A 26,480-nucleotide genomic window follows, 5' to 3' on the forward strand; every position below is an offset into this window, starting at 1 on the left:
AGCCGGCGCGCCCGCAGTGCTTCAGCGGTCTTCACCCCCAGCGTCCGTTTGCCCGTTTGCGGCGTGGTGTTCTTGATCAGCTGCTGATGAATCGTCGAAGCACCGGAAACAATGTGTCCGCTGCGGCCATTGTCCCAGGCCGCGCGCATGATCGCCAGGAGGTCGACGCCTCCATGCGAGAAGAAGCGTTTGTCCTCCGCCGCGAGCAGCGCATGCACAAGAGCGGGCGGAATCTCCGCATACGTCACCGGAGGCGCGGAACGCGTCCCGTCGTCGTTCAGCAAATGCCGCAGCGGCGTGCCATCACGCGCGAGATAAAGCGTGGAAGATGGCGGCGGCTTGAGCAGCGCTTCCGGCAGCGGCAGCAGCCACGCCCCCCCCCACCAGCCGCCTGCCGCCAGCACGAGCAGGGTTGTGAGAATGGTTTTCCAGCGGCGGAGCATGCGGCAATCAACGCCAGATGGCACTGAAATCCAGAGCCCTGTACTTGCGAAAAAGAGCTTGGTGTCGCATCTTCTGACCATGAGCGCGTCAACTGCCAATCTGAATCCGCAAGAGCTGCGCCCGCTGCTGCACCAAAAACTGGATGCCTTTAGCGATAGCGCCATTGCTGCTGTGAACGAGCTGCTCGTTGAGTTCGAGCGCCGCTGGTTGTTTGCACAGATGAGTGAAGAGGCCGAAGCCGATCGTCTGGCGGGCAAGCATGATGAGGCGCTGATCGAACAAGCGGTGCGCGCTCATCGAGTCAGGCATCCCTATGCCTGAATATGCGCGTGGTTCTCGATACAAATGTGATTTTGCAGGCACGCGCCGCAGGTCACCCATATCATGCAATCTTGCAGGCATGGTTGAACCGCAGGTTCTCGCTGGTCGTTAGTACGGAGATCATGCTGGAATATGAGGAGGTCATCACAGAGAGAGCCGGGGCCGCCCGCTGGAGCATCCTGGAGAAGCTGCTGGATATATCTGACAATGTTGTCCGCGTTTCGCCATCTTATCGCTTTCGCCTGATTCCCGGCGATCTCGACGACAATAAATTCGCCGACGGTGCTGTGGTGGCCGATGCCGAATACATCGTCACAGCGGACAATCACTTTAAGGCAATGCATGGAAGTGGCTTCAAGCCGCAGGTGCTCACGCCGGAAGCGTTCATGACGTTGCTCTGACGCAGACGACTCAGCTTGACCACTCGCATCCACCGCCGCAGCATGCCCACCTCGCATGAACCCGCCGCCAACCATCGCCTGCCTCGGTCCCGAGGGGAGTTTTTCGCATCTGATCACGCAGATGCGTTTTCCCGGCCTCGCGGTCAGCCTGAGGGACAACGTGGGCGATGTGTTCGAGTTCCTTGCCACGAATCCGGACGCACTGGGCATCGTGCCCATCGAAAACTCCTCCGGTGGATTCATCATCGACACCGTGGACCGTCTGGTGGACACCCGCAGCACCTTGTCCATTCTCGAAGAACTCACGCTGGATGTGAAGCTTGCGCTGCTCGGCAGGGCAGGGGAGCCCATCACCTCCATCCATTCCCACGCAATGCCGTTTTATCATGGCGATGATTGGCTCAAGGCCAACTATCCCGATGTGAAGCGCGTGGTGGAACCCAGCACCGCGAAAGCCGCGGAAAAAGCCGTCGCCACTCCGGGAGCCGCCGCCATCGGCCCACGCCAAAACGCCGAGCGCCATGGCCTGCAGATCCTGCACTTCCCCATTGCAGGCGAGGTGCCCAACATCACGCAGTTCTATCTCATCGGGCACGCGGCCAACACACCCGGGCTCGAGCACAACCGCACCGCTCTCATCGTCGAGCTCCCAGACCGCCCCGGCAGCCTGTGCCGTTTCCTCACCCCGTTGAGTGAAAACGACATCAACATGAAGCGTCTCGAATCACGCCCCATCCGCGGCCAGCCGAACAAGTACCGCTTCTACATCGAGATCGAAGGCTCCACCGCCGATCCCCGCGTGCAGAAGGCCCTAAATCAAACACGTGCCGATGGCGCGACGATCCGCAGCGTCGGCTCCTACTCTGCCGATCTTCGCTTTGAATCGTAACGGGGCCATTCCTGGCCCGTCCGGACGCAGAGCCAACAATCATTCTATGAAACACATCCTCACCTGCCTGCTGGCCTTGTCCGTCAGCCTCAATGCCGCACCCACCATCTCCAAACGCGCCAGCGAAATCGACCCGCGTGCCAAGGAGCATCCAGAAATCGATTTCGTCTTCACCGACAAAAAGGGCAAGCCGCAGGACTTCCAAAACGCGAGTGTCGATGTGAAGGTCAAGCCCCAGGGCAAGCTCGTCATCTGGCTCATGGGTCACAGCGCCCCCTTGTTTGAGCGCCTCAACAGCTACGGCCTCCACGCCATCCAGGTGCACTACGCCAACAAATGGTTCGGCATCATCCCACCGGCCCGGCTGAATGACGGCAAGACCCTGGGCGACATCCGTCTCGAAGCCTCGATCGGCGAGGATCGCAGCGACCTCGTCAGCATTCCGCAGCCGGATGGCATCATGGAGCGCTCGTTTCAATTCGTGAAGTGGCTCGCCAAGGAACATCCGGAAGGCAAATGGGGCCAGTTCATCAGCGAAGACGGCAAAGGTCTGCGCTGGGACAAGGTGATCCTGTCGGGCGCATCCCATGGTGCCACGACTTCCGCCCGCTTCGCCAAGCATCAGAAGGTGGATCGCGTCGTCTGCTTCTGCGGCCCTCGTGACAACTTTGAAACCTGGCAGTCTCTGCCCTCAGCCACACCTGCCAACCGCATCTTCGGTTTCAGCCATGTCCTCGATGGTGGCTGGTCCGCCGATCACTACTGCCGCTCCTGGGAGATGATGGGCCTGAATCAGTTCGGACCCATTGTGGATGTCGATATCAGCGCTCCTCCTTTTCAAAACACCCGCCGTCTCATCACCAATGCCGATGTGAAAGGCGACGACAAACGCGCCCACAGCTCTGTGATGCCCGGTGGCGCGGCGGTGAAAGACAAGGATGGCAAGTTCATCCACGAAGCCGTCTGGCAGTATCTCTTCAATCACCCGGTCGATAAAACCGGCTCCCCAACACCCGCCGACCCCGACTGTGTGAAGGATCAGCGCAAATAATCCCGTTAATTCACGCCCAACTCAATCCTCCAACCCGCTCACTTATGCTGCTCTCGCTTCGTCCCCTCTCCATTGCCGCCGTGTTCAGTCTCGGCTCCCTTCTGAATGCTGCTGACAATCCTTTCATCGGCCGCTGGGCACTCACCATCCCTGGCGGCGGCGCAGGCTGGCTCGGCGTGGAGTTCAAAGAAGGCGCCCTCAGCTCCAGCGTCCTCTGGGGCGGCGGCAGCGTGGTGCCAACCACCAGCACCAAAGTCGATGGCGACACACTCATCGTGACCCGCGAGCAGAAGAACAAGGAAGGCAAGCTGGCTGCCATCGAAACGATCACGGCCAAGGCCGAGGGCGAAGTTTTGAAACTCACCACTTCCAAGAAAAATGCGGAAGGCAAAGAGGTCGGCAAGGCCCAGGAGTTCGCTGGAAAGCGCATCGCTGATGTGCCGCCGGCACCTGATCTCGCCAAAGTGAAATATGGCACCCCCATCCAGCTCTTGAACGGCAAGGACCTCACCGGCTGGCGTTTGCTGAAGGAAGGCGTCGATAACGGCTGGAGCGTCGTCGATGGCATCCTGCAAAACCGCGTGGTGAAGGCCAAGGACAAGCACTTCGGCAATCTTCGCACCGACGCTGAATTCGAAGACTTCAATCTGAAGACCGAAGTGCGCACGCAGGAAGGCAGCAACAGCGGCATCTACCTCCGCGGCATCTATGAAGTGCAAGTCATGGAAAGCTTCGGCCAGCCGCTTGATTCACATCACATGGGCGCGCTCTACAGCCGCATCACCCCAAGCGTGGCCGCTGAGAAGCCCATTGGCGAATGGCAGACCCTCGACATCACCCTCGTGGACCGCCACCTCACCGTGATCCTCAATGGCAAGACCATCATCGACAACGCATCTGTGCTCGGCTGCACCGGCGGCGCCATGACCAGCGATGAATTCAAACCCGGCCCGATCTACCTCCAGGGAGATCACACCAACGTGGACTACCGCAACATGGTCCTCACCCCGGTGGTGAAGTAACTTGGTTGCCCGCTTTCGTGGGTGTGGGACGGATCAAAAAATTCGTTTCACACCCCCAGGCGTTCTTTCACGGTCTTGATGGCCTTGTGCCGGTTGTCCACGGCCAGCTTTTTGAAGATGTGTTCGTTGTGCCGGTTCACCGTGTGCAGCGTCACATCGAGAATCTGCGCGATTTCAGGGTTGTTCTTGCCCTCGCACACCCAGTGCATCACTTCAGCCTCACGCTCCGTGAGGCCGAGGCTCTGCAGCCGTTCGATGGAAACCTGCAGTGATTCCACACGGCCCAACAGATAGAAACGGTTGTCCCTGCAACGCGCCAGCGAAAGCACGATGCGGTGCCCCTCCTGCTCCATTTCCAGCGGAGGAAAGATGTTCTCATTTTCTTCGGCCAGCTGCTGCAGCCAGTGGCGTACGGTTGGGGGCAGAAAATAATGCGGGGCTCCGGGAGCACGCTCCAAAGATTTGCCAAAAAACCAGTGGGCCGCTTTGTCGCCTTCGAGAATCTCTCCCTGTTCCGTGACGATCAGGAGTTCGCATGCAGCCGAAGAGAGTGGCGCATCGCTCATGGTCTGAGGCGCAAGCTCCGTGGTCTTGCCCATGATGGAGCTGTGATGCGGCGCAGGCTGTGACGAGTTGGAGAAAAGGAGCCGTTGATTGGCGATGCGGATTTCATCTCCGTTCTTCAGCCGGCGCGCACAGCTGATGCGCAGGCCATTGACGATGACCCCATTGCGGCTGCCCAGGTCATTGATCCACCAGTCGTCATTCAAATTCATCAGCACCGCGTGGCGTCGTGAAGCCTGCACATTGCTGATGGGAATATCGTTGTCCGAACGACGGCCAATGAAGCAGGGGCCCAGGAGTGTGTACACGCCTCCACTCCACTTCAATAAGGCTGGTTGTTCCTTCATCCCGGCATTCACTGGCATGCAGGATTTTGCGCAGGAGCATGCGATGTGCAACGCGGGTGAAAAAAAGTTACGTATTGGCAGGTCTGCCAATAGCGCGTTTTTCGGTTCAGTTCGATGCGTGTGCTTGTTCACCCCTGCACTCATGAAAACCGATGTTTTGGAACCCATCCAGACACGCTCGTCGAGAGCGTGTTCTGCATCTGGCAGTGCTGCCAAAAGAATTCCCTGTGCTTCCAGCGTGACCAGCACGCAGCGTCCGTTTTGCATGCTCTGCGTCCATTGTCCGAAGTGTCTGGAAAATCCGCACACGGTCAGTTGTGACCTCTGCGCCGGATGCCGCGCATGCTCCATGCATGGCAGGGGCTGCTGAGTTCGGGAGAGTTTGTGTCAGAAAGCAGGTGGGCGGTTCGTTTTAAATAACAACCACCAAACCTATGAACACGATCCCTGCACCTCAACGAGGACAGGCGGCTTCGTTTCAGCAAGCCGCCACCGCTCACAACGCCGAAGCGCGTTTCGTCACCCGCAATCTCCATCGCGTCTGGCAGTTCCGACGCATGAAGGCCACCTTCCTTAGGCCCTTCCGTCAGGCCCTGCGTCCGCTGCTCGTCTGGCTGCGACAGGAGCACATTTTTGTGGAGAGCGGCCAGCATGGCACCGCTCCTGTCGGGCTCCATTTGAAGCAGTTCGGCTGGGAAACCATCGCGCTGAGCATCATCCTCGGCCCGCTCGCCTTCATCATGCTGCTGCCAATGCTCATCGTCATCTTCCCCGTCGCTGTGCTCATCGGCTGCGGTGCTGTCGCGGCATCTGCCCTGCAAGCCGACGCTGAGGATGCGCAGCATCACACGCTGACCTGGCACGCCATGAATTGAGCCTGCCTCAGCCGTTCGTCTTCTGCTTCTTCATCACCCGATACACCAGCCATGCGGCGATGTTGATCACCGCCATGGCAGCGAGGAGTTGTGTGAGCGTCGTCGCGAGGTCGCCTTTGCCCAATCCGCTGCCCACGAGGCTGAAGGCCACATTCAGTGGCAGGTAGCCCAGCAGCGTGCCCAGCAGAAAACGCGTGTGCTTCACCGGCGTCATGCCCAGCAGCACGTTCAAAACAAGTCCGGGCACCATCAGTTGCCGCACCCAGAACACCCGCAGCACCGAAGGCTTTTTCAGCAATTTTTTGAGCCAAGGCCATTTTTCCGCCCGCGATTCAACCGCTCTTCGGAACCCATGGCGTGATAAGATAAAAGCTCCATATGACCCTAGGGTCGATGAGACCAGCGAGAGAACCAACCCTTCACCAAAGCCAAACACCAGCCCGGCGGCAGCACACAGCGGCAGACGCGGCACACCCAGCATCACGGTTCCGGCACACGCGATCATGAAGATCGCATGGGCTCCCCAGCCAAATTGGCGCACCATCTCTTTCCAAGTCTGCACATTCGTGATCCACGCCTTCAAACCTGTGAAATGCGCCAGCGCCATGAAAGCAGCCACCAGCAGCACCGCAAACAGCACCTGGCGCGTCTCCTTCCCCAGCGCACGCGAGGTCTCCTGCTCCACCTCGCTCGTGATGGAGACATCCAGCTCTTCAGGCTCTGCTGCAGGCTCGTCCGTGGTCGCCATTATTGCAGCTTCCAAAGTTTCGCGTCACTGCGCACGTAGATCGCCCCGCCGGAAACCGCCGGAGTCGTCAGCACAGTTTCCTTCAGCTCAATTTCCTTCAACACCTTGCCTTCGGGTGCCTTGGGATCAATCACCTGAAAAATACCACGCTCATTCACGATGTAGATCCGCTTGCCAGCCGCCACAGGTGAGCCGCTGAAGGGCCCCTTCATGCGCAGCTTCCACGCTTCATCACCATTCTTGACGCTCGCTTTGATCAGCACGCCCGCGCCATTCACCACATAGATGGAGTCACCCAGCACCAGCGGACTCGCCGTTCCGGGATTCAGCTTCTCATTGCGCCACAGCTGCGTCACCGAGCCTTTCTCCGGCGCCAGCGCCGTGATGCCATGAGACACCGCATACAGCGTCTCGCCTGAGCCCACGCTCGAAGGAATCGTGCTCGCCCCGTCGCTGTAATCCCACACCGTCTTTCCCGTCGCCGGGTCCACCGCCAGGATCCCCTTGCTCGACTGCAGGGCCACCGTGTTCTTCCACACCGTCGCGCTCGTCCAGTTCGCCGCCTTCGGCCGTTCCAGCTTCCACTTGTTGCGGCCGGTCGCCACATCCAGGCCTGCTGCGAAAGACTCGCTGTCATTCTCGCTCTGCACCACCAGCGTCCCATCCATCACCACCGGCGACTGCGACATCCCCAGGCTGTTGCTCGCATTCGCATAATCAAACGTCAGCCCGCGCAGCCACAGCAGATTCCCGTCGAGATCAAAGGCAAACAGGTCGTTCGAGGAAAACAGCGCAAACACCCGGTCCCCATCACTGCACGGCGTGTTCGCCGCCACGCACGTTTTGTTGTGCGTCATCGTGCGTCCCGTCGTGCGCATTGCACGCTCCCAGCGCTTCGTGCCATCCGCCGCATTGAAGCAAAACACATGCAGCGTTTCCTGCCCCGGCCCGCTGGAGCACGTCACAAACACGCGGTCTCCCACCACGATCGGTGCTGAAAGCCCACGCCCCGGCAGATCCGCCGACCACGCCACCTTCAGGTCATCCCCGGGCGTCTTGGCCTCCGTGGAAACCGCCGTCGCATTCGGCCCGCGAAACTGCAGCCAGTCGGCATGCACCACACCCGTTGCCAGGCACATCATCAAACACATCGAAATCGTCTTCATGGTCATTATCGAGGTTAAAAATTACTTCGCAGCCAGGATCGCCGTACCCGTCGCATCACACACCCGCAGCTGGAATTCCCACTCCACCGTCCACTGCTCAGTCTGCTCGTTCTGGCAGCACTTTACCAAGATCGTGTTCTTCCCCTTCTTGAGCTGGCACGGCAGTTTGTACTGATCCAGCTTCGCGCCGCGGTGATACTCATCACGCGCAAACAGCAGCTCTCCGTTCAGCCACACCTTCCAGCCATCCTTGCAGCCGATGCGGATCTCCGCCGGGCGGTCCTCCGTGCTAAAAAAATCCGTCGCCGCATAGCCCACCACGCTCTTCTCCATGCCAAAGGGCTTGTTAAAGTCGATCTTGCCGTACTCCTCCGTGCTGGTGAAGTCCACCCACTTCGCCTCCTTCGTCTTGCCTTCATAGACCGCATCAAACTTCAGCTCCTTCTCAGGCGGATACACCGTGTCGAACCCTGCGCGATCCGCATTGCTGAACGGCGCGATCATCTTCCAGCTCATCAAAAATCCGAAATGCTTCGGAAGGTCCACCTTCTGGTCCAGGACGCGCAGCTTTTTTGCCAGCACCTTGATCTGGTCCTCATCCCGCGCACCGCCCAATCCCTTGCCATAGGCCACGATCGCCGCTGCATTATCCTTCTTCTCCAGCGCCGCATCACCCGCCTCGATCAGCTTCGCCACCGGATGCCGCCGCAGGTCCGAGCTCGGATCCTCCAGCAGCGTCGGCGTCAGTTCTTCCGCCAGCTTCTCGTCTGCCCGGTGGATCAGATCAAACGCCACCACCCGCGCACCCGGGCTGTTTTGGGTGTTCTTCAAAAACGTCACCAGCGCCGGCACCGGCAGCTTCTTCGCCTTCAGCGCCGCATCCGCGATCACACCCACCGCCGCACGCAGCCAGTTTTCCGCCAGCGGATTCGCCCCGTTCATGCCCTTCAGCACCTCCGGCAGCGTCGCCGCATCCGCCTTCACAATCTCCTGCCACGCCTTCCCCGCCGCTTCATTTCCCTGACCTTCTTTCCCCACCGCACGCAGAGCTTCGATGGGTTTCGACAAATCCTCCACCGCCTGCAAAGACACAGCGGAGAGGGCAAACAACGAGATGAGGCTCAATTTCATAGGCAGACGGTCAAGCTTTCACAAAGAACGCCCCACGCCAAGCCGGAGTTTCGTTCCCAATGGCAAAGAGTTCGTTGCTTTACCCTGAAGCACCCCCGCCGTTGCGATCTCTGGGCCGTCACCCCGCCTGCGCCCTCGACACTGGGCAATTCATCGCCACAGTGCGCGCCCCCTTTCCCTCATGCTCTCCGTTTCCAATGTCAGCAAAACCTACGCCGGCCGCACTTTGTTCAGCCAGGTGTCGTTTCACATCAACCGTGGCGAAAAAATCGGCCTCATCGGCCCCAATGGAGCCGGCAAATCCACGCTCTTCTCCCTCCTCCTGCGTGACACCACCCCGGATGATGGCCAGGTCGTGATGGAGCGCGGCATCACCTTCGGCTTCCTGCCGCAGGAGAGCGCCCCCATTGAAGACGTCACCGTGCTGGAACTCGCCACCGGTCATGTGGACGAGCATCAACGCTGGGAGATTGAGCCCAAGGCCAAGCGCATCCTCAGCGGCCTCGCATTCCGCGAGTCTGACTTCGAGCGCAATGCCCGCACTCTCAGCGGCGGCTGGGTCATGCGCGCCCATCTCGCCCGCCTCCTCGTCCAGGAGCCCGATCTCCTCCTGCTCGACGAACCCACCAACCATCTCGACCTCGAATCCCTCATCTGGTTCCAGAGCTACCTCCAGAGCTACCCGGGCGCCATCCTCATGATTTCGCATGACCGCGAATTCCTCAATGCGCTCTGCGACAGCATCCTCGAAGTCGCCCATAGCAAGATCACCCGCTACACCGGCAACTACGACGACTACCTCCGCGAAAAATCAGCCCGCATGGAGCAGCTCCAAGGCGCCTACGACAATCAGCAGCGCGAACTCGCCAAAATGCAGGCCTGGGTGGACCGCTTCAAAGCCAAGGCCAACTTCGCCTCCCGCGCGCAGGACAAGGCCAAGATGATCGACCGCATCGAAAAGGTCGATGCCCCCATGGCCGATGCCAAGACCGTCAAGTTCCGCTTCCCGCAGCCCCTGCGCAGCGGCCAGCGCGTCATCCGCGTGAAGGGCGTCGATTTTGCCTATGGCACACAGCCCATTTACACCGGCCTCGATCTCGAAATGGAGCGCGGCCAGTGCACCGTGCTCGTCGGCCCGAACGGTGCCGGTAAATCCACCCTCCTCAAACTCCTCGCCGGAGCACTCACACCGCAAGCAGGCACCTACGAACTCGGCCACAACGTCAAACTCGGCTACTTCGCCCAGTATCGCGGCGATGTGCTCAACATGAAGCACACCGTCCTGCAGTCCGCCATGGACCTCCCCAGCCGCCCTGGTGAAAACATGTGCCGCACCCTCCTTGGCTCCTTCCTCTTTCACGGCGATGATGTGTTCAAGCCCGTCGGCGTTCTCAGCGGAGGTGAAAAATCCCGCCTAGTTCTCGTGCGCCTCCTGCTCGATCCACCGAACTTCCTCCTCATGGATGAGCCCACGACCCATCTCGACATGGGCAGCATCGATGCCCTCATCGGTGCGCTTGAGCAATACGAAGGCACCCTCGTCTTCATCAGCCATGACGTGCACTTCATCCGCCAGATGGCCAAGCAAGTCCTGCACGTCAGCGCCGGCGTCATCACCCCTTACGCCGGCGACTACCAGTACTACCTCGACAAGTCCAAGGCCGGCTCCGCCCGCGAGGCCCTCACCGCCACCTTGCACAACGCCCAGCCCACCTCCTATAGCGCCGCTCCCGCACCGAAAGAGGCCAAGAGCAAGCAGCAGCGCCGTGCCGAAGCCGATGCACGCAATGCCTACAGCAAGGCCAAGAAGGAGCTCGATCTGCGCATCTTCAAAATCGAGCAGGAGCTCGCCACCCTCGACAAGCGCAAGCACGAGATCGTGAACCTCCTCCAGGAAGAAGCCACCTATGCCGACGCCGCTCAGTTCCGCCTCCTCAGCGCCGAACTGGAAGCCGTCGAAACCAAGATCCCCAAATTCACCACCGAGTGGGAAAAAGCCACGGAGGAGCTGGAAAAACTGGTGCCAGTCGACTCAAAGTAGCCTTGAATGACACCCGCCCCCTCGAAATCGTTTGCGAGTCGTAGGGGGCTGTGTTTTACCCGGCTGGGTGAACTTGTCTTCCCACGCACTGTGTCTTCGGCTTGGTCTGCTGCTGCTTTCGGTCAGCCTGATCGCCTGCTCAGATCAAAGTGTAGCCTACATTCGTCGTCCGATTCCCGGTGGGAGCGGCTACTGGGTTGAGCGGATCGTGGTGAAAAAGAAACAGCCTCCGCCACGGGATCGGAAAGCTTCTCGACTTCTGGCTCCCGCCGTTGATGAGGGCCAGTGGAACGGCGACTCCCTGGTCGGACCACCTCGAATGGTCATTCGCCTGAGCGAGCAGAAGATTTACTTCTACAAGGCCGGCCAGCTCGCCGGCATCTCGCCGATCTCGTCAGGTCGTGAAGGCATGGCCACCAGAGCTGGCAATTTCGCCGTCATTGAGAAAGACATCGATCACGCTTCTTCATTGTTTGGCGATTACATCAGCCGGGACGGCACCGTCTTGAAGCGTGAGATCGACGTTCGCAAAGACCCCCGCCCGCCCGGTGCCTTGTTTGACGCCGCCAAAATGCCTTACTTCATGCGCATCACCGGTGCCACCGGCATGCACGAAGGCTATCTCCCCGGCTACCCCGCTTCCCACGGCTGCATCCGTCTCCCGCGCCGCATGGCGGAAATTTTTTACCACGAGTCCTCCGTGGGCACACCTGTGAAGATTGTGCCCTGAAGTCCGGCGGCAAAGCTCAGATCGCGGTGCTGATCTGCGCGTCCTGGCTCAGCGAGACCAGTCTCTCAAAGTCCACCTGGTGCGCCTGATCCTCGACATTCTTTCGCATCACTTCCAGTCCCGCTTTGAACGACTCGCTCAAGGCGGGCACGTCCAGAGTCCGGTGGTAGTGGATGTAGATCACCGCTTCACGCAAAAGGAAGAAGTGCTTGAGCTGCAGTGCGTCAATGGCTGCCAGCGGGCCAGCCTTTGCATAGCCTCTCCACAGCCCCGCCCATAGTGGCGCGATGCGGTCATTCAGCCCTTCATCCGCAAACTGGTTGAGAACCCTGCAGTAGATCGAGTCATACAATATCGTCGCAAAATCCTGCACAAAGTGCCCTTGCTCGCAGTTGTCGAAGTCGAAGATCCACAGATGGTCATCATCCAAAAAACAGTTTCCCAGGCAGGCGTCAGCATGAATGAGTCCAAAGGAGCCGGGAGCCGCCGGCAGTAGCCGCAGCTTCTGCATCAGATCCTTGAGGCTCTTCATAAATCCCGGTGAAACTCGCCCCCGCAGGTCTGCCACATCCTCATTCAGCAGACGTGACTCATGCCATGGCGCTCTCGTTTCTGCGGCATGGCCTGCAGGCAGCTTCAGCGCATGAGAATGCAGCTGGGCCAGCAGTCCGCCGAGCTTCTCATAGATCGGCGGTGCGATGTCAGACGGCATGATCTTGCGTCCTGGAGCATGCTCAAAGCACGTCACAATATAAACGGTGCCTTCGGCGCTCAGAGTCACACAGGTTTGGCCATTCAGGGCCGGGATCGGCCTGCAGACCCGGACACTCTGCGCTGCGAGAAATTCGATCCAGGCCAGTTCGGCCTCCACTTGGGCGCAGCTCCGGTGCCTTCCTGTGGAGATGCGCAAAATGCACCTTCTGTCATCACGTCGGCATAGATACACATGGTTCTGGTTGCTGCGCACAAACTCCAGGTCATTGGCCGCCATTCCATAGGGCCGTGCCAGCATTGCCAGATGTTCGTGGGTAATCATGCTGCGGAGGCAGGGCACTCGGTGATGGCCATTCATTGTCAAGTGCTCACGAAGCAGGTCTATTTCCTTCCACGGGCCAATGCAAAACATCGGTTGGTTTGCAATGGCTCGTGGCTTGAACTCGGGTTCTAATGGCAGGGAATGAAAAAACTTGCAGGTGATGAATGCGCTTTTCGAAGGTCTGACGAGCTGGACTCGCAAGTGCTGTCCTACGTCTCGGCCAAAAAGCGTTTCCTCATTCGTGGCTTCTCGCTCTCCTTAGCACTCGTGGCGGGCTCCATTCCCACGCACTGGCTTTGCCCGGCCTCCACGCCGCCTGTTTCAGGAATTCTGGCCGTCCTCGGGGCGGCAATCTTCTCTAGCACCTGCCTCGGGGCCTTTCGCCTGAAGCGGGTACGCTGCCCCTCATGCGGGAAAAACACAGAGCTCAGGGGGCGCCACACAGGCCAGGGCGGTGACGAAGAGGTGATCGCCATCTGCCCTTCTTGCGAAGTTCAGTGCCCCACCGGCATGGTCATATCGGGCTGAGCTAGGCCCCCTCCGTGATCACCGCCTCGATCCGGTAGCCATCCGGATCCATCACAAACGCAGCAAAGTAATCCGGCCCATATTCCGGGTGCAGTCCCGCGCCGCCGTTATCCCTGCCGCCATGCGCCAGCGCAGCCTCATAAAATGCACTCACTGCCTCCCGCGTTGGCGCGGCAAAGGCCACATGAAAACCATCCCCCGGCACGCCCGCATTCTCAGGCCTCAGCTTCAGCGCAAACACATCTTTGCCAGCCTCTGAACCATACCCCACGAAGGTCTCATCCTCCCACACCCGCCCATAACCCAGCGGGGCCAGCACGGCATCATAGAAGGCCCCGGAGCGTGCAATGTCCGTGACGGCGAAGGAGAGATGGTGAAGCATTGCTTTTTCGTGATGCAGTTCGCTGACCACTGGAATGCGCAGAACACGCACACTACGCCACCGTGCAGATCTGCACCCCCTGCTTCAGCGAGGCCAGCTTGTCCGCACGCTTTGGAATGAACTCCTGCCCCAAATACCCCGCATACCCCGTCTCCTGGATTGCCTTGATGATCGCCGGATAATTCAGCTCCTGCGTCTCATCAATCTCCGCCCGCCCTGGCACCCCGCCCGTGTGATAATGCGCAAAGTACTCATGATCCCGCCGGATCGTCGCAATCACATCACCCTCCATGATCTGCATGTGGTAGATGTCGTACAGCAGCTTGAAATGCGGCGATCCGATCTTCTTGCACAAGGCCACGCCCCACGCGCTGTGGTCACACATATAGTCCGGGTGGTTCACCTTGCTGTTCAGCAACTCCATCACCAGCGTCACCCCCAGCTTCTCACACAGCGGCATCAGGCGCTGCAGGCCCTTCGCGCAGTTCTCCAGTCCCTGCTCATCGCTCATCCCATCTCGGTTTCCGCTGAAGCAGATCACCTGCTTGAAGCCCGCCTCCGCGCTCGTCTGCAGCAGCGGCTCATAGGCCTGCACCAGCAGGTCATGATGCTCCACGCGATTCCACCCCTTCGGGATCGGCCCCAGCTTCACGCCGCCGGGTGCTTCAATCGTCGGGTAGCTCACCATCGCGCAGTGCAGCCCATGCTTCTTCACCGTCGCAAAATCCTCCGGATTCAGCAGCTCCACCGACTCCAGCCCGATCTCCTTCGCCGCCGCACAGAAATCTTCCAGCGGGATCTGCTTGTAGCACCACTTGCACACCGAATGCCGCACCTTCCCACCAGCCGCCGCCTTGTCAGCCGCCTCAATCTGCGTCCGCAGCATCGCCGCGATGGCACTGACACTGGCAAGAGTTCCGAACTGACGGCGGGAAAGGTGGTTTGGAGTCATTCCCAAATCCTACACGGATGCCGTGCAGGATTCCAAGCAGAGAATCGTGAGTGGCACGAATCGGCAGTCAGTGACTGTCGAACTTTATAGCCTCACCGGCACCCCACGCGCCCCCAGATACTTCTTCACATCCCCCACCGTATACTCACCAAAGTGGAAAATGCTCGCCGCCAGCACCGCGTCAGCCTTCCCGTCTCTCAAGACATCCACCATGTGGTCAATGTTCCCTGCGCCACCACTGGCGATCACCGGAATCGTCACCGCCTCGCTCACCGCTTTGGTCAGCCCGATGTCATAGCCATTCTTCGTGCCATCCGAGTCCATGCTCGTCAGCAAAATCTCACCGGCGCCGCGTCGGCACACCTCTGCGGCCCACTCCACCGCATCCAGCTCCGTCGCATTGCGGCCTCCATGCGTGTAAACTGTCCATGAGCCATTCGCATTGCGCTTCGCATCAATCGCCACCACCAGGCACTGGCAACCAAAGGCATTCGCCGCCTCATCAATCACCTGCGGCGTCTTCACCGCCGCCGTGTTGATCCCCACCTTGTCAGCACCCGCCAGCAGCATTTCGCGCATGTCGGCCACGGTGCGGATGCCACCACCCACGGTCAGCGGCATGAAGCAGCTCGCCGCCGTACGTGCCACGACATCCACCATCGTCTTGCGCTCCTCATGGCTCGCCGTGATGTCCAGAAACACCAGCTCATCCGCCCCCTGCGCATTGTACACCTGCGCGCATTCCACCGGATCACCGGCATCGCGCAGATGCAGGAACTTCGTGCCTTTGACGACACGTCCTTCCTTCACGTCCAGACAGGGGATGATGCGCTTGGTCAGCATAATGAAAATGGGATACGCCGAAGAAATCAAAAAGGGAAAAAATCAGAGAACTTCTTCTCCGATTTTTTCTCCTCGTTTCCTTCTTTCGGCTAAACCTCAGCCCAAAGCAGAGGAAACCATTGTTTCCAGTTTCACGATGTCCTTCGCGAAGTTGCGGATGCCTTCAGCGGTCTTTTCAGTCGCCATGGCGTCTTCGTTGAACAACCAGCGGAAGGTCTTCTCGTCGCTGCCGATCTTCTCGATCTTCAGGGACTTCGCATTGTCCGCATTAAGCTTCTGCGTCAGGGACTCTTCGCTTGCCGCCAGTTCACCCAGCAGACCTGGGCTGATGGTCAGCAGGTCGCAGCCGGTGAGTTCAGTGATCTCGCCCTTGTTGCGGAAGCTGGCGCCCATCACCTCGGTCTTGTAGCCGAAGTGCTTGTAGTAGTTGTAGATCTGCGTCACGGACTGCACGCCCGGATCTTCAGTTGGGGAGAAATCCTTGCCGGTGCTCTTCTTGTGCCAGTCGAGGATGCGGCCAACGAAAGGAGAGATCAGCTTGATGCCGCCTTCGGCGCAAACAACTGCCTGCGCCAGGCTGAAAAGCAACGTCAGGTTGCAGTTGATGCCTTCCTTCTGCAGCACTTCAGCGGCTTTGATGCCTTCCCAGGTGGAAGCGATCTTGATCAGGATGCGCTCACGACCGATGCCAGCCTTCTCGTACATGCTGATCAAATGACGTGCTTTGTCGATGTTGGCCTGCGTGTCGAACGACAGGCGGGCGTCCACTTCCGTGGAAACACGACCCGGGACGATCTTCAAAATCTCAAGGCCAAAGGCCACCACCAGGTTGTCCATCACGGCGTCCACGCCGCCGGATTTGCCATCAGCCACAGCCTTGTCGAACAGCGATTTGTACTCAGCCTTCTGCGAAGCCTGGAGGATGAGGGAAGGATTGGTCGTGGCGTCCTGGGGCTTGTAGGCCTTCATGGCTTCGAAGTCGCCGGTGTCGGCCACTACCACGGTGTGCTGCTTGAGCTGATCGAGCTGGGTCATAGTCTGGGGGTTTTGGGGGTATGAGAGTAAAGGCTGTACAGGGTTAATCAAGCGCAAGGAACCGCACGCAGATGCTCCCCGGGACGTTCACCTTCGTGCCGGTGAAGGTGAGCTTGCCGCTGTCCTGGTCCACCTTGAAAAGCGCTGCCGTGGCGCTGTCCTGATGCGCGGCGATCAGCCACTTCCCAGTCGGGTCCAGGCAGATGTTCCGGGGGATCTTGCCTTCCACAGGCACGTTTTGCAGCAGCGTCAGCTTCCCAGTGGCAGGATCACAGGCAAACACGGCGATCGTGTCATGCGTGCGGTTGGAAACATACACCACGCGGCCATTCGGATGCGCCACCGACTCAGCCGTGCTGAGGCCCTTCATTCCACGATCCGCTTCCGGCAGCGTGGAGACAGTTTCCACCTCGGTCAGTGCGCCCTTTTCGGCATCATAGGCAAACACCGTCTCGGACATCCCCATCTCGTTGTTCACAAAGACAAACTTCCCGCTCGGGTGAAACGCCAGGTGGCGCGGACCGCCGCCTGCGGGTGTTTTGGCAAAGGGCGGCTCATTCGGCGTCAGCTTCCCGCTGGCCGTGTCCACCTTGTAGATCAGCACCTTGTCCAGCCCCAGGTCACAGGCGAAGGCAAAGCGGTTGTCCGGGCTGAAGTTCACCGAATGCGCATGTGGTCCCGCCTGCCGCTTCGGGTCAGCGCCTGAGCCCTCATGCTGGAAGAAGCTCGCTTCCGGAGAGACCGAGCCGTCCTCCTTGATAGCAAAAGAACCGATGCTCCCGCTGCCGTAGTTCGCGATCGTCGCCATCTTTCCCGTCTTGTCCACGCTCACATGGCATGGGCCCGCTCCCGCCGTCGCAGCCTGATTGATCAGCGTCAGTTTGCCGCTTTTTGAGTCGATCCCAAACGCACTGATCCCCCCCGCCTTCTTGCCATCGGCACTCGTCACATCTCCGCAGGCATACAGATACTTCTTCGAAGGATGGATCGCCAGAAAGCCCGGGTTGCCAGCCTCCGCTGCTAGCTGAGGCTCCGTCAGTTCTCCGGTCGCCGTGTTAAACCGGGACACATAAACCCCCTTGCTCCCATTCTTCGCATTGGTGTTAGTGCCAAAGTAGACGAGGAAATTTTCCCCGGCGATGGCTGTGGTGGTGAGGGCGGCAAAGGCAAAGGCGATGGAGGCTCGGGTCATGGTGCCCCGATGCTGACGGCGTGTGGCTGCCCGGTCAAGCCCTCACTGCGGCGGCTGCATGAACGGATTTCATCCCGTCAATTTGTTAACTTGCTCCTTCATGAGGACCGCGCATCTTCCGTGCCATGAAACCGTCCCTGTTTCTTCTCGCCGCCCTTTTGCTGATGCTCCCTGGCTGCAGTGGGTTCCAACCCGTCAAGCTGGAGCACGATATGGATAAAGAGAAGCCCCTCGACTACCGCGAAGGCGACTGGATTCCGAAGAACACCTAAAGTAGCCATCTCGCTCCGCGAGATGAACCGAGGGCTGCTTCAAGAGCCCGGGTTCTCGCTTTGAAGCGCCGGCCTCGGAGCGCGGAATTTATTCCGCAGCACTCCGCCACATGCCGAAACCCGCATTTCATGCTCCCTGCGCATCCAGGATCAGCATGGCTACGCGAAGCTTTCCCTGCTCTTGCCCTCCCTCACCTCTCCGCTCGCGGGATCCTAAACCGCTCAATGCCCATAGGTCACCGCACCTCCGGCCAATTTAAAATTCTCAGTTTTCAGTTCCCAGTTTGCAATTCCCACACGCGCCGGCCACGCTCTCCGCCGCCTTGAACTAAGCGCCATTCGCATTACGCCCGCATTTGACCGCGCCCGCCGTCCTCGCCACGGTATGCCCACCTATGCAACCCGCCTGGTTCCACGTCGAAAACGAAGCTGACATCCCATCGCCCGCGCTCCTCTTCTACCGAAAGCGCATTGAGCACAATCTGGCCCTCATGCTCCAGATTGCCGGCGATCCCAAACGCCTGCGTCCCCATGTGAAGACGCACAAGACGGCGGAGATCATGGCCATGCAGATCCGCCTCGGCATCACGCGGTTCAAAACCTCCACGATCGCCGAGGCCGAAATGTGCGCCGCCGTGGGCGCCACAGATGTTCTCCTCGCCATGCCCTGCGTCGGCATCAATGCCCATCGCCTCGCCGATCTCGCGGCCAAGTTCCCGGAAACCCAGTTCTCCAGCATCGCCGATGCCGAGGAAACCATCACCTTCCTCGCCTCCGCCGCCCAGCAGCACAATGTCACTCTGGGCGTTTACATCGAGATCGACTGCGGCATGGGCCGCACCGGCATCGTCCCCAGCGATGAAGCCGCCATGCTCGCCCATGTCATCAAAGACACCCCCCGCCTCCAGTTCTGCGGCATCCATTGCTATGACGGCCACATTCACGACGACAGCCTCGACGTCCGCCGCGAGCGCTGTGACGCCGCCTTCGAGTCCGTCCTCCAGTTCCGCTGCCGCTTGCAGGGGGAAGGCATCATCGTCAAAGAACTCGTCGCCGGTGGCTCTCCCACCTTCGGCATTCATGCCACGTATCCGGACCGCACCCTCAGCCCCGGCACCACCGTCCTCTGGGACTTTGGTTATGGCGACAAATACCCCGCCGATCTGCCCTTCCAGCCCGCCGCCGTGCTCCTCACCCGCGTCATCAGCAAGCCCGGCAAAAACCGCATCACCCTCGACCTCGGCCACAAATCCGTCGCCCCCGAGAATCCGCACCCCCGCGTCCGCTTCGAAGAACTGCCCGACGCCACCGTCGTCATGCAGAGCGAGGAGCACCTCGTCCTCGAAACCGAGCGCGCCCACGAATTCACCATCGGCCAGGCCCTCCACGGCATCCCCCGCCACGTCTGCCCCACCGTCTCCATGCACGGCGAAGCCTACATCATCGACGGCTTCAAAACCACCGAACGCTGGCCCATCACCGCACGTAACCGGCTGATCACCGTGTGACATGTGACACTTGTTCGTTCGTGGGATGGGTGTGGCGATAGCCCACCCGTCTCTGAGCGCGTGATCAATACACGTCCGCTCCAGAAGTCCGACCTCAGGAATTGTATCGGCGTTTAGACACCATCACACCGAGAACCCAGCGTGATGTAGTCCGCACATTCCATGTGCGGTTCGGCGCCCTTCAGCAAACAGCGCCATCGATTCACAGACCAGGTCCCATTGACAGGACCATCTCTAACTTGCCTTTCCCTTTCCGTGTATTCCGTGTATTCCGTGGTTCAATCTCATGCACCACTGGCTCCTCAAATCCGAACCCGACGTCTTCTCCTTCGACCACCTGAAGCAGCGCCCGAAGAAAACGGAACCTTGGAACGGCGTGCGCAATTACCAAGTCCGCAACATGATGCGCGACCAGATGGCCATGGGAGACCTCGGCTTCTTCTACCACTCCAGCTGCGACGTCCCCGGCATCGCCGGCATCGTGAAGATCGTCAAAGAAGCCTATCCCGATCACACCCAGTTTGACCCCTCCTCCGAATACTTCGACAAGGGCAGCAAACGCGAAGACCCCCGCTGGCTCATGGTCGATGTGAAATGGGAGGCCGACTTCAAAACCTTCGTCACCCTCGACATGCTCCGCGCCGACCCCAAGCTCGCCGACATGCTCATCCTCCGCCGCGGCAACCGCCTCTCCATCACCCAGGTCGAAACAAAACACTGGGACCGCATCTGCAAGCTCGGCGGCCTTTAACGCGACAGCTTTTGGAGTGCGGTCGCGAAGATGCAAGGCGCAAGCCTGCATCGGAGCTACCGCTTTCGCGGGGTTTTGGGCGTGTTTCGGCCACAACCAGCCGTCCGGCATGTGGATGGGTGCTTTCGCGCAGCTTGGTGGTTTTCGCACGCCATCCGGCGGAAGCAGCGCTCGTACTTCGCTCCCCGGTCGCACTCCCAAACACTCACGCGCCATCCTCAGTCTACTTGTTCACCACCAGCTCCGTCACACTCACTGTGCCATAGCTGAAGCCCACACTGAGATTCGTCTTCGCGCGCGCAATCGACGCATGCTCATACGTCTTCGTGAACTCCCCCACCTTGACCGTCGCCTTCGTTCCCCTCAGCTCCACACTGACCATGGTCCACCCGTCCGTTTTGAGCTTCACCGCAGCCTCATTCCCCAGCGAGATCGACTTATGATCATTCTCCTCCGGCGGGAAAGCGCGCACGCCCATCCCAGCCTGACCGAAAACCAGCCGGAACACATGCCCCTCCGCACCATTGGCCGTGAAGACGACCATCTTGTTCGCCGCATCCGGTTTGACCGCAAAATGGATCACCGCATCCGTGTAAGCGAGATCATAAAACAGGATTGGCCCATGATCCTTGTTCTTCTCGTACAGGGCATCGTCCTGCGTGCAGGTCGCGCTGCCTTCGGCGAATTTCCATTCACCCCGTGAAGCACGGCGACCTTCGAAATCAGGCAGAAGAAAGTCATCCTTCAGCAGCGGCGCATCTGCCGCGAAGGATGCAGTGGCAAGGAGCAGAAACAGGGCGGTCTTCATGGCAGTGTCTTGGCAATCTTGTTAAAACCTTCGCGCACCGTGCCATCAGCACTGATGAGCGGCTGCGGATGCCCCACCCGGCCCAGTTCACGCACGCCCGGCGCATCCTTCGTCTTGTCACCCAGATCAGCCCTCATCGTCTCCGCCTGCTTTTTTAGCTGCGCCACAATGTCAGCATGCTCCGTCGCCACGTTCTTCGCTTCGCCGATGTCATCATCAAGATTGTACAGCTCGCCTTTACCAAGGTGCAGCTTCCACGGCCCACTGCGCACCGCCTGCAGGTTGAAGCCGGCATAATAGTAGAACACATCATGCCCGGTGGCCTTCTTCTGCCCGAGCAGCACAGGCGAAATGTCCTTGCCATCCAGCTTGAGTTCACCAACGCTCTTGCATCGCGCCAGCGCACCAAAAGTCGGCAGCCAGTCCATGTGCGCGGTGATCTCATTCGTCTTCGAACCCGCAGCGATCTTCCCTGGCCACCACGCAATCGTGCACACGCGGATGCCACCCTCAAGCGTGCTCCCCTTGCTTCCTCGCAGCGGCGTGTTGTCCGCGCCCTGGTTCAGCGGGCCCCCATTATCACTCGTGAAAATAACCAGCGTGTTCTCGTCCAGCTTCAGTTCGCGCAGCGTGTCCAGCACCTGGCCCACAGACCAGTCCACCTCCATCGCCCAGTCCTTCTGCAGGCTGATGCCTGACTTGCCCATGAAGTCCTGATGCGGGTAGTGTGGGAAATGCACCGCATTGTGCGGCAGGTAGAGAAAGAACGGCTTCTTCTGATGCTCGCGGATGAACTCCACCGCACGCTCCGTGTAGCGGCGGGTAAAAGTGTGCTGCTGCTCGGCTTTCACGCGTTCCACCACGTTGTGGTTCTCGATCAGCGGCAGCGGCGGCTGCGCCGGTCCCTTGATGCCCGTCTCCGGCTCAGCATCGGCCTTGGCAGCTCCTGCTTTCCCTTTGCCCTTGGCGCCAGCTTTCGGCAGTGGCTGGTCAGGATTGCTCTTCGATCCCTCCGCTCCCGGCCCCATGTCGTTCGAATAAGGAATGCCGTAGTAGCTGTCGAATCCCTGATTGGTCGGCAGAAATTCCGGCTGGTCGCCCAGATGCCATTTGCCGATGCACGTAGTGGCGTAGCCCGCGCCCTTCAGCACCTCCGCCACCGTGGTCGCCTTGGGGCTCAGTCCCACCGCCGCCGCCGGAAACAGCACATGCGGTATCGGCAGCACCCGCTTCGGGTAGCAGCCGGTCATCATTGCTGCGCGGGAAGGGGTGCAGACCGGCGCGGCGTAGTGGTTTGTCAGCTTCATCCCCTCCTTCGCCATGCGGTCCAGATGGGGCGTGGACATCTTGGCCCCAAACGGCCCGATGTCCGCATAACCAAGGTCATCAATGTTGATGAGCACGATGTTCGGCGTCTCGGCTGCGAAGGCGGAGTGCAGCAGGGTGAATGATGAAAGGAGGAGGAGCAGGGGTTTCATGGGACGATAAAGAGGATGAAGGGAAGGGGGCGGGGAGGAGGTCAAGGCGGTGCTGGATGCACGAACCTTGGCCAACTTGGATTGCACGGTCACTTCTTGGCCGCTTTGCCGCCCTGCGGATCCACCAGCTCAGGCGCATACATCACATTCCCTTGCGGAATCTCCGGCGTCTTCCCACTCGCAGGATACGTCGTTTTCACGATGCCATGCAGCTGCTCAGCGAGCTTCGCCTGCACTTCCGCCTGCTCCGCTTTGTCAGCCAGATTGGTCAGCTCCTTGGGGTCCGTGTCATGATCGTAGAGTTCCTTGCCAGCGGCACCTTCGTTCCATTCGATGTAGCGGAAGCGGTCCGTGCGCAAAGCATAGCCAAAGATCCGCTTCCCATCATCGCCCTTCGCAGCACTTGCACCCATGCGCTTGAAGCCCCCACCGCGCACCACCTGGCTCAGCACCCAGCCGCGTCCTTTGACCGTCGGGTCTTTCAGCATCGGCATGAGGCTCTGCCCCTGAAGATTCGCAGGAGCTTTGACATCACACAGCTCCGCGAGCGTTGGGTAAAGATCGATCAATCCCACAGGAGAATTGGCCACCACGCCCTTCTTGGCCCCAGGACCAGCTATGATGAGCGGCACCCGGGAACTCTCCTCAAAGAGGCTCTGCTTCTGCCATAGCCCATGCTCACCCAGATGGTAGCCATGGTCGCTGGTGAACACGACGATCGTATTTTCCGCCAGTCCCAGACGATCCAGCGCATCCAGCACCTTGCCCGCCTGCGCATCCATGAAACTGATGGCAGAATAATACGCCTGCACCGCCTGCCTGCGCAGGTCATCCGTCAGCTTGTCCTGCTCCTTCTTGTAACTCCCGAGCGCAGGCACAGGCAGGTCCGCCTGATCCTCCTTCACCCCTTGCACCACCGGCATGTCCGCTTCCGGGTAGCCCTTGAACCACTTCTCCGGCGATACATACGGCGTGTGCGGACGGAAGAATCCGAGAGCGAGAAAAAACGGACGATCCTTCTCCTTCGCACAGCGCTCCAGCACCCACTCCGCATCCTTCGCTTGAAGTCCATCCGTGTGCTTCTCATCCGGCCGCGGCGAAGCATACCAGCTCAGCGTGCCGCCAAAGTTCCCGGGCAGGAGCGAGAAAATATCCGGGTGCTCAATCAGGCGATCACAGCCAGCAGGGTTAAGCTCAAGCTCCCATGAGGCAGGATCGTCATGCCCGTTCGTGCCAATCGAGTTCGGCACTCCATAGTGATAAAGTTTTCCAATACGGGCGGCGAAGTAACCTTCCCGCCGAAAAGCCTGCGGCAGACTCACCGCGTTCGGGATCGTCTGTCGAAAAAGCTGCGAGTTGGTCAAAATGCCCGTGCTGTTCGGGTAAAGACCCGTGAGTATTGAATTCCGGCTCGGGCCGCACAGCGGAAACTGGCAGTTCGCATTCTGAAACTTCACACCTCGTGCTGCCAGCTTGTCCAGATTCGGCGTTTTGACCAGCGGGTGCCCATAGCACCCCAGGCTGTTATTGAGGTCATCCGCCATCATGAACAGCACATTCGGCCGCTGGGCGGCGTGAAGCTGTGAAAAAACGACAAGTACGGCGGTGGCGAGAAAGGTTGGGAGTCTCATGCAGCCCGCTGAAACGCCAGGAAACCACACATCTTGCCAAACACCGCAGATGCCATCGCCGCAACCTAATGACGGAGATAAAGACTATCAATGAGTCTAAATTATCAGCCTGATAGCTAAAGAGATGCTTTAGCGAATGATTCAAAAATGCACAAATCTTTAGCCAATCTCTGAACATTTTCTTGCTCGCGACTGCCCAATTCCCTTACCCTCACAATTCGCCAATTAAAATTCATTATGAGTTACTTACGTGCTTTCCGCCGTTCCCTGGGCACCCTGATGTTTGTTCTGCTGCTTGCGTGGCAGGTGGGGCAGCCATTGCAGGCAGCGACTTTTTTTTGGAACCGTTCGGCTGCAGGAACCTACAACTGGAATGATGGCACCAATTGGTTGCCGACAACTGGTTTCCCCAATGCCTCGGATGACATCGCTAATTTGACTGCCAGCCTAGCTGGCGCGCAGACAATCAATCTAAATCAGCAGACCACCCTGGGTACGCTGAACATCGGTGACAGCAGTGGTTCAGGCTTTGCGATCACTGTGGGAACAGGTACGTTGGTGTTCGATGTGAGTTCCGGTTCCGCATCCATCACCAAAACAGGCGTCGGCCTGGATGCTATTTCGGCCAATTCCGTATTCAATGACACGCTGGCGATCACCAACAATGAAACCACCGGCACCCTCACCATCTCCGGCACTCTGCGTTCCACCCTGTCCGATCTCACTCTCAACGGCACGGGTGCGGTTGCGACGGGATCGATTGATATCTCAGGCGTCATCGGCACAGGCGGCGGCGTGATCAAGAATGACACCGGGACTGTCCGCCTTTCGGGTGCCAACACCTATGCAGGCACCACGACGATCAATGCTGGCAAACTCATCCTGAATGGAACGGCGGCACTGCCGGTGCGCAGCGCGGTGACCATTGCCAGCGGTGCAAAGCTCGATGTGCAGCAGGCCCTGACCATGGGTTCGCTGAGTGGTGCTGGAGCTTTGGACAATTCATCGGCCAACAGCCGAATCATCACCATCGGCCGTGATGACACGAGCACGACTTTTTCGGGCACCATCTCACCGGCCACTACCGCCCGGATTGCGATCACCAAGATCGGTGCAGGCACTCTCACTTTTGCACCATCGACCAACAGTACCTTCACGGGTGCAACCGTCATCAACGGCGGTGGCATCGTGCTCGATTTCTCCAACATGTCCGCAGCCAGCATGTGGGCTGCCACCGCCACCACCATCGCCGGAGGTAATTTGACCGTGAAAGGAAAGAGCGGGCTGGCGGTTTCGCAGACCCTTGGAAATTTCACCCTCGGGGCCACGGGTGGCACCATCACTTTGGATGCCAACGGCAGCACCTCTGGCACCACGTTGACCTTGGGCACCTTCGCTTCGACCGTGTCCGGCGGCACCTTGCTCGTCCAGGCTCCCACCAACACCACACTCCGGGTGACGACAACCACTGTGACCAACAGCATCTATGGTGCAGGGCGGGCAGTTTTCACGGATGGTGCCGGCGATTACAACTGGCTCAGCAACACCGGTGGCTCGTCGCCCTTCACTTTGAGCGGACTGGGTACAGGAGTCGGCTCCACCCCTGCCTATACTGGTGCTTTGCCCACGACGGGTGGCACCACCACTGCCAACTACACTCTCAGCGGTGGCCTGACTTTGACGGGAGCCTCCACACCCGGTACCGTTAAAATCACGCCCACAGGTGCAGGCCAAATTCTGGACTTGGGCACCTTTGGTATGACGGTGAACCAGTCGGGCGTGCTCATCACCGGCACCGCTGCTTACTCGATCAATGGTTCCACCGGCACCCTGGCGAGTGCTGCAGCCACAGATCTGATCATTCATCAATACAACTCAGGCGGATTGACGATCAATGCGGGCATTTCGGGCACCGGCGCACTCGTTAAAGCTGGTACAGGAGTTCTGACGCTCGGCACCACGGTTGCCAATACTTTTACGGGCGCAGTTTTCGTGAACGGTGGCACCCTGAGTTTCAGCAACGTGAACGCCGCTGGTGCGGGCAGCCTCGGCAACGGCTCAACCACCGCCGTGACGTTCCGTGATGGTGCCACTCTGCAGTACACGGGTTCCACTGGCACCATTAGTGGTGCCGCTACGACACCTGGTGCGCACACTTTTGTGCTGCAGGGAGGCAATGCCACGATCGATGTCTCTCAAACCACCACCATCCTCACCTTGGGAGGCGTCGTTTCAGGGGCCGGGGGCCTGACCAAAACAGGCACTGGTACGCTGGCCTTGGCTGGAGTCCCGACTTACACAGGTGCCACCACCATCAACGGTGGCGTTTTCCAG

Annotated in this window: 27 protein-coding genes; 13 read left to right on the forward strand and 14 right to left on the reverse strand. The window is 59.4% G+C overall.

The features are described from left to right. Positions 1-443, reverse strand: a 443-nt coding sequence (locus tag ACIREA_RS04985) for a transglycosylase domain-containing protein (RefSeq protein ID WP_397381159.1), incomplete at its 3' end; no start/stop codon positions are given. Here ACIREA_RS04985 and ACIREA_RS04990 point away from each other — a divergent pair. From ACIREA_RS04990 to ACIREA_RS05010, 5 genes are read left to right on the forward strand one after another with little or no spacing between them, the layout of a single operon-like run. After that, positions 442-765 carry a hypothetical protein gene (locus ACIREA_RS04990; RefSeq protein WP_397381160.1) on the forward strand — a complete coding sequence of 108 codons (324 nt, stop codon included), beginning with the start codon at positions 442-444 and terminating at the stop codon, positions 763-765. The genes ACIREA_RS04985 and ACIREA_RS04990 overlap by 2 nt on opposite strands. 2 nt (positions 766-767) lie before the next feature. Beyond that, the gene (locus tag ACIREA_RS04995; protein WP_397381161.1) at positions 768-1,166 is read left to right on the forward strand and encodes a putative toxin-antitoxin system toxin component, PIN family; all 399 of its coding nucleotides are present in this window, start codon (positions 768-770) and stop codon (positions 1,164-1,166) included. A 55-nt stretch (positions 1,167-1,221) separates the two neighbouring features. Beyond that, on the forward strand, positions 1,222-2,055 hold the full coding sequence (locus tag ACIREA_RS05000) for a prephenate dehydratase (protein ID WP_397381162.1): 834 nt from the start codon (positions 1,222-1,224) through the stop codon (positions 2,053-2,055). Positions 2,056-2,101: 46 nt separating this feature from the next. After that, positions 2,102-3,106, forward strand: a complete 1,005-nt coding sequence (locus tag ACIREA_RS05005) for a BPSS1187 family protein (RefSeq protein ID WP_397381163.1) — start codon at positions 2,102-2,104, stop codon at positions 3,104-3,106. Between the two features lie 44 nt (positions 3,107-3,150). Further along, the gene (locus ACIREA_RS05010; protein WP_397381164.1) at positions 3,151-4,128 is read left to right on the forward strand and encodes a DUF1080 domain-containing protein; all 978 of its coding nucleotides are present in this window, start codon (positions 3,151-3,153) and stop codon (positions 4,126-4,128) included. 47 nt (positions 4,129-4,175) lie between these two features. Here the strand turns inward: ACIREA_RS05010 and ACIREA_RS05015 are convergent, their stop codons facing one another. Further along, positions 4,176-5,000, reverse strand: coding sequence for an FHA domain-containing protein (locus ACIREA_RS05015; protein WP_397381165.1), 825 nt, complete (start codon positions 4,998-5,000; stop codon positions 4,176-4,178). A gap of 473 nt (positions 5,001-5,473) precedes the next feature. Here ACIREA_RS05015 and ACIREA_RS05020 point away from each other — a divergent pair, with 473 nt between their 5' ends. Next, complete coding sequence (locus ACIREA_RS05020) at positions 5,474-5,914, forward strand: hypothetical protein (protein ID WP_397381166.1); 441 nt, start codon at positions 5,474-5,476, stop codon at positions 5,912-5,914. Positions 5,915-5,921: 7 nt separating this feature from the next. Here ACIREA_RS05020 and ACIREA_RS05025 read toward each other — a convergent pair whose 3' ends face one another. Genes ACIREA_RS05025 through ACIREA_RS05035 form a run of 3 tightly spaced genes read right to left on the reverse strand, consistent with a single transcriptional unit; the run spans position 5,922 to position 8,959 of the window. Further along, positions 5,922-6,662, reverse strand: a complete 741-nt coding sequence (locus tag ACIREA_RS05025) for a TVP38/TMEM64 family protein (protein ID WP_397381167.1) — start codon at positions 6,660-6,662, stop codon at positions 5,922-5,924. Further along, the gene (locus tag ACIREA_RS05030) at positions 6,662-7,828 is read right to left on the reverse strand and encodes a PQQ-binding-like beta-propeller repeat protein (RefSeq protein ID WP_397381168.1); all 1,167 of its coding nucleotides are present in this window, start codon (positions 7,826-7,828) and stop codon (positions 6,662-6,664) included. Before ACIREA_RS05030 ends, ACIREA_RS05025 begins: the two co-directional genes overlap by 1 nt. Before the next feature lie 21 nt (positions 7,829-7,849). Further along, on the reverse strand, positions 7,850-8,959 hold the full coding sequence (locus ACIREA_RS05035) for a hypothetical protein (RefSeq protein WP_397381169.1): 1,110 nt from the start codon (positions 8,957-8,959) through the stop codon (positions 7,850-7,852). 181 nt (positions 8,960-9,140) lie between these two features. On the opposite strand from ACIREA_RS05035, the gene ACIREA_RS05040 reads away from it, so the two are divergent. Together ACIREA_RS05040 and ACIREA_RS05045 are read left to right on the forward strand one after the other, a co-directional pair. Then, positions 9,141-11,000, forward strand: coding sequence for an ABC-F family ATP-binding cassette domain-containing protein (locus ACIREA_RS05040; RefSeq protein WP_397381170.1), 1,860 nt, complete (start codon positions 9,141-9,143; stop codon positions 10,998-11,000). A gap of 73 nt (positions 11,001-11,073) precedes the next feature. Continuing rightward, positions 11,074-11,730, forward strand: coding sequence for a L,D-transpeptidase family protein (locus tag ACIREA_RS05045; RefSeq protein ID WP_397381171.1), 657 nt, complete (start codon positions 11,074-11,076; stop codon positions 11,728-11,730). Positions 11,731-11,746: 16 nt separating this feature from the next. On the opposite strand, the gene ACIREA_RS05050 is transcribed toward ACIREA_RS05045, so the two are convergent. Then, positions 11,747-12,766: a phosphotransferase enzyme family protein gene (locus ACIREA_RS05050; protein WP_397381172.1), complete on the reverse strand. Its 1,020-nt coding sequence runs from the start codon at positions 12,764-12,766 to the stop codon at positions 11,747-11,749. A 141-nt stretch (positions 12,767-12,907) separates the two neighbouring features. Here ACIREA_RS05050 and ACIREA_RS05055 point away from each other — a divergent pair, with 141 nt between their 5' ends. Beyond that, positions 12,908-13,294 (forward strand): hypothetical protein, encoded by a 387-nt coding sequence (locus ACIREA_RS05055; protein WP_397381173.1) that lies wholly within the window; start codon positions 12,908-12,910, stop codon positions 13,292-13,294. Between the two features lies 1 nt (position 13,295). On the opposite strand, the gene ACIREA_RS05060 is transcribed toward ACIREA_RS05055, so the two are convergent. The 5 genes from ACIREA_RS05060 to ACIREA_RS05080 all read right to left on the reverse strand — a co-directional run bounded on the left by ACIREA_RS05060 (position 13,296) and on the right by ACIREA_RS05080 (position 17,698). Then, entirely contained in the window at positions 13,296-13,676 is a 381-nt protein-coding gene (locus tag ACIREA_RS05060; protein ID WP_397381174.1) for a VOC family protein, read from the reverse strand. Between the two features lie 52 nt (positions 13,677-13,728). Continuing rightward, positions 13,729-14,628, reverse strand: coding sequence for a hydroxypyruvate isomerase family protein (locus ACIREA_RS05065; RefSeq protein ID WP_397381175.1), 900 nt, complete (start codon positions 14,626-14,628; stop codon positions 13,729-13,731). 84 nt (positions 14,629-14,712) lie between these two features. Continuing rightward, positions 14,713-15,471, reverse strand: coding sequence for an imidazole glycerol phosphate synthase subunit HisF (hisF, locus tag ACIREA_RS05070; protein WP_397381176.1), 759 nt, complete (start codon positions 15,469-15,471; stop codon positions 14,713-14,715). 96 nt (positions 15,472-15,567) lie between these two features. Then, the gene (gene tal / locus ACIREA_RS05075; RefSeq protein WP_397381177.1) at positions 15,568-16,506 is read right to left on the reverse strand and encodes a transaldolase; all 939 of its coding nucleotides are present in this window, start codon (positions 16,504-16,506) and stop codon (positions 15,568-15,570) included. A 43-nt stretch (positions 16,507-16,549) separates the two neighbouring features. Then, positions 16,550-17,698, reverse strand: coding sequence for a lactonase family protein (locus ACIREA_RS05080; protein WP_397381178.1), 1,149 nt, complete (start codon positions 17,696-17,698; stop codon positions 16,550-16,552). 125 nt (positions 17,699-17,823) lie between these two features. Between ACIREA_RS05080 and ACIREA_RS05085 the strand changes: the two genes are divergently transcribed. From ACIREA_RS05085 to ACIREA_RS05095, 3 genes are all read left to right on the forward strand, one after another. Continuing rightward, positions 17,824-17,970, forward strand: a complete 147-nt coding sequence (locus ACIREA_RS05085; protein WP_395730350.1) for a hypothetical protein — start codon at positions 17,824-17,826, stop codon at positions 17,968-17,970. 395 nt (positions 17,971-18,365) lie between these two features. After that, the gene (locus ACIREA_RS05090) at positions 18,366-19,478 is read left to right on the forward strand and encodes a D-TA family PLP-dependent enzyme (protein WP_397381179.1); all 1,113 of its coding nucleotides are present in this window, start codon (positions 18,366-18,368) and stop codon (positions 19,476-19,478) included. 286 nt (positions 19,479-19,764) lie between these two features. Continuing rightward, positions 19,765-20,229, forward strand: a complete 465-nt coding sequence (locus ACIREA_RS05095) for an EVE domain-containing protein (RefSeq protein ID WP_397381180.1) — start codon at positions 19,765-19,767, stop codon at positions 20,227-20,229. Between the two features lie 223 nt (positions 20,230-20,452). On the opposite strand, the gene ACIREA_RS05100 is transcribed toward ACIREA_RS05095, so the two are convergent. The 3 genes from ACIREA_RS05100 to ACIREA_RS05110 all read right to left on the reverse strand — a co-directional run bounded on the left by ACIREA_RS05100 (position 20,453) and on the right by ACIREA_RS05110 (position 24,146). Then, positions 20,453-21,037 (reverse strand): hypothetical protein, encoded by a 585-nt coding sequence (locus ACIREA_RS05100; protein ID WP_397381181.1) that lies wholly within the window; start codon positions 21,035-21,037, stop codon positions 20,453-20,455. After that, positions 21,034-22,515, reverse strand: coding sequence for a sulfatase (locus tag ACIREA_RS05105; protein WP_397381182.1), 1,482 nt, complete (start codon positions 22,513-22,515; stop codon positions 21,034-21,036). The genes ACIREA_RS05100 and ACIREA_RS05105 overlap by 4 nt, the downstream gene beginning before the upstream one ends. Before the next feature lie 89 nt (positions 22,516-22,604). Continuing rightward, positions 22,605-24,146 carry a sulfatase gene (locus ACIREA_RS05110; protein WP_397381183.1) on the reverse strand — a complete coding sequence of 514 codons (1,542 nt, stop codon included), beginning with the start codon at positions 24,144-24,146 and terminating at the stop codon, positions 22,605-22,607. 237 nt (positions 24,147-24,383) lie between these two features. On the opposite strand from ACIREA_RS05110, the gene ACIREA_RS05115 reads away from it, so the two are divergent. Continuing rightward, a partial coding sequence (locus ACIREA_RS05115) for a beta strand repeat-containing protein (protein ID WP_397381184.1) occupies positions 24,384-26,480 on the forward strand: 2,097 nt, incomplete at its 3' end.

Origin of the sequence: Prosthecobacter sp., assembly GCF_044373815.1 — a bacterium.
Classification (GTDB): Bacteria; Verrucomicrobiota; Verrucomicrobiia; order Verrucomicrobiales; family Verrucomicrobiaceae; genus Prosthecobacter.

What these genes read in the sequence shown, in the direction of transcription:
- ACIREA_RS05040 (WP_397381170.1), top strand. Translation starts at nt 9,141, where the DNA reads ATGCTCTCCGTTTCCAATGTCAGCAAAACCTACGCCGGCCGCACTTTG.
- ACIREA_RS05110 (WP_397381183.1), bottom strand. Translation starts at nt 24,146, where the DNA reads ATGAGACTCCCAACCTTTCTCGCCACCGCCGTACTTGTCGTTTTTTCA.
- ACIREA_RS05060 (WP_397381174.1), bottom strand. Translation starts at nt 13,676, where the DNA reads ATGCTTCACCATCTCTCCTTCGCCGTCACGGACATTGCACGCTCCGGG.
- ACIREA_RS05030 (WP_397381168.1), bottom strand. Translation starts at nt 7,828, where the DNA reads ATGAAGACGATTTCGATGTGTTTGATGATGTGCCTGGCAACGGGTGTG.
- ACIREA_RS05005 (WP_397381163.1), top strand. Translation starts at nt 2,102, where the DNA reads ATGAAACACATCCTCACCTGCCTGCTGGCCTTGTCCGTCAGCCTCAAT.
- ACIREA_RS05035 (WP_397381169.1), bottom strand. Translation starts at nt 8,959, where the DNA reads ATGAAATTGAGCCTCATCTCGTTGTTTGCCCTCTCCGCTGTGTCTTTG.
- ACIREA_RS05080 (WP_397381178.1), bottom strand. Translation starts at nt 17,698, where the DNA reads ATGACCCGAGCCTCCATCGCCTTTGCCTTTGCCGCCCTCACCACCACA.
- hisF (WP_397381176.1), bottom strand. Translation starts at nt 15,471, where the DNA reads ATGCTGACCAAGCGCATCATCCCCTGTCTGGACGTGAAGGAAGGACGT.
- ACIREA_RS05000 (WP_397381162.1), top strand. Translation starts at nt 1,222, where the DNA reads ATGAACCCGCCGCCAACCATCGCCTGCCTCGGTCCCGAGGGGAGTTTT.
- ACIREA_RS05065 (WP_397381175.1), bottom strand. Translation starts at nt 14,628, where the DNA reads ATGACTCCAAACCACCTTTCCCGCCGTCAGTTCGGAACTCTTGCCAGT.
- ACIREA_RS05100 (WP_397381181.1), bottom strand. Translation starts at nt 21,037, where the DNA reads ATGAAGACCGCCCTGTTTCTGCTCCTTGCCACTGCATCCTTCGCGGCA.
- ACIREA_RS05025 (WP_397381167.1), bottom strand. Translation starts at nt 6,662, where the DNA reads ATGGCGACCACGGACGAGCCTGCAGCAGAGCCTGAAGAGCTGGATGTC.
- ACIREA_RS04995 (WP_397381161.1), top strand. Translation starts at nt 768, where the DNA reads ATGCGCGTGGTTCTCGATACAAATGTGATTTTGCAGGCACGCGCCGCA.
- ACIREA_RS05020 (WP_397381166.1), top strand. Translation starts at nt 5,474, where the DNA reads ATGAACACGATCCCTGCACCTCAACGAGGACAGGCGGCTTCGTTTCAG.
- ACIREA_RS05010 (WP_397381164.1), top strand. Translation starts at nt 3,151, where the DNA reads ATGCTGCTCTCGCTTCGTCCCCTCTCCATTGCCGCCGTGTTCAGTCTC.
- ACIREA_RS05105 (WP_397381182.1), bottom strand. Translation starts at nt 22,515, where the DNA reads ATGAAACCCCTGCTCCTCCTCCTTTCATCATTCACCCTGCTGCACTCC.
- tal (WP_397381177.1), bottom strand. Translation starts at nt 16,506, where the DNA reads ATGACCCAGCTCGATCAGCTCAAGCAGCACACCGTGGTAGTGGCCGAC.
- ACIREA_RS05090 (WP_397381179.1), top strand. Translation starts at nt 18,366, where the DNA reads ATGCAACCCGCCTGGTTCCACGTCGAAAACGAAGCTGACATCCCATCG.
- ACIREA_RS05085 (WP_395730350.1), top strand. Translation starts at nt 17,824, where the DNA reads ATGAAACCGTCCCTGTTTCTTCTCGCCGCCCTTTTGCTGATGCTCCCT.
- ACIREA_RS05055 (WP_397381173.1), top strand. Translation starts at nt 12,908, where the DNA reads ATGAAAAAACTTGCAGGTGATGAATGCGCTTTTCGAAGGTCTGACGAG.
- ACIREA_RS05095 (WP_397381180.1), top strand. Translation starts at nt 19,765, where the DNA reads ATGCACCACTGGCTCCTCAAATCCGAACCCGACGTCTTCTCCTTCGAC.
- ACIREA_RS05050 (WP_397381172.1), bottom strand. Translation starts at nt 12,766, where the DNA reads ATGATTACCCACGAACATCTGGCAATGCTGGCACGGCCCTATGGAATG.
- ACIREA_RS04990 (WP_397381160.1), top strand. Translation starts at nt 442, where the DNA reads ATGCGGCAATCAACGCCAGATGGCACTGAAATCCAGAGCCCTGTACTT.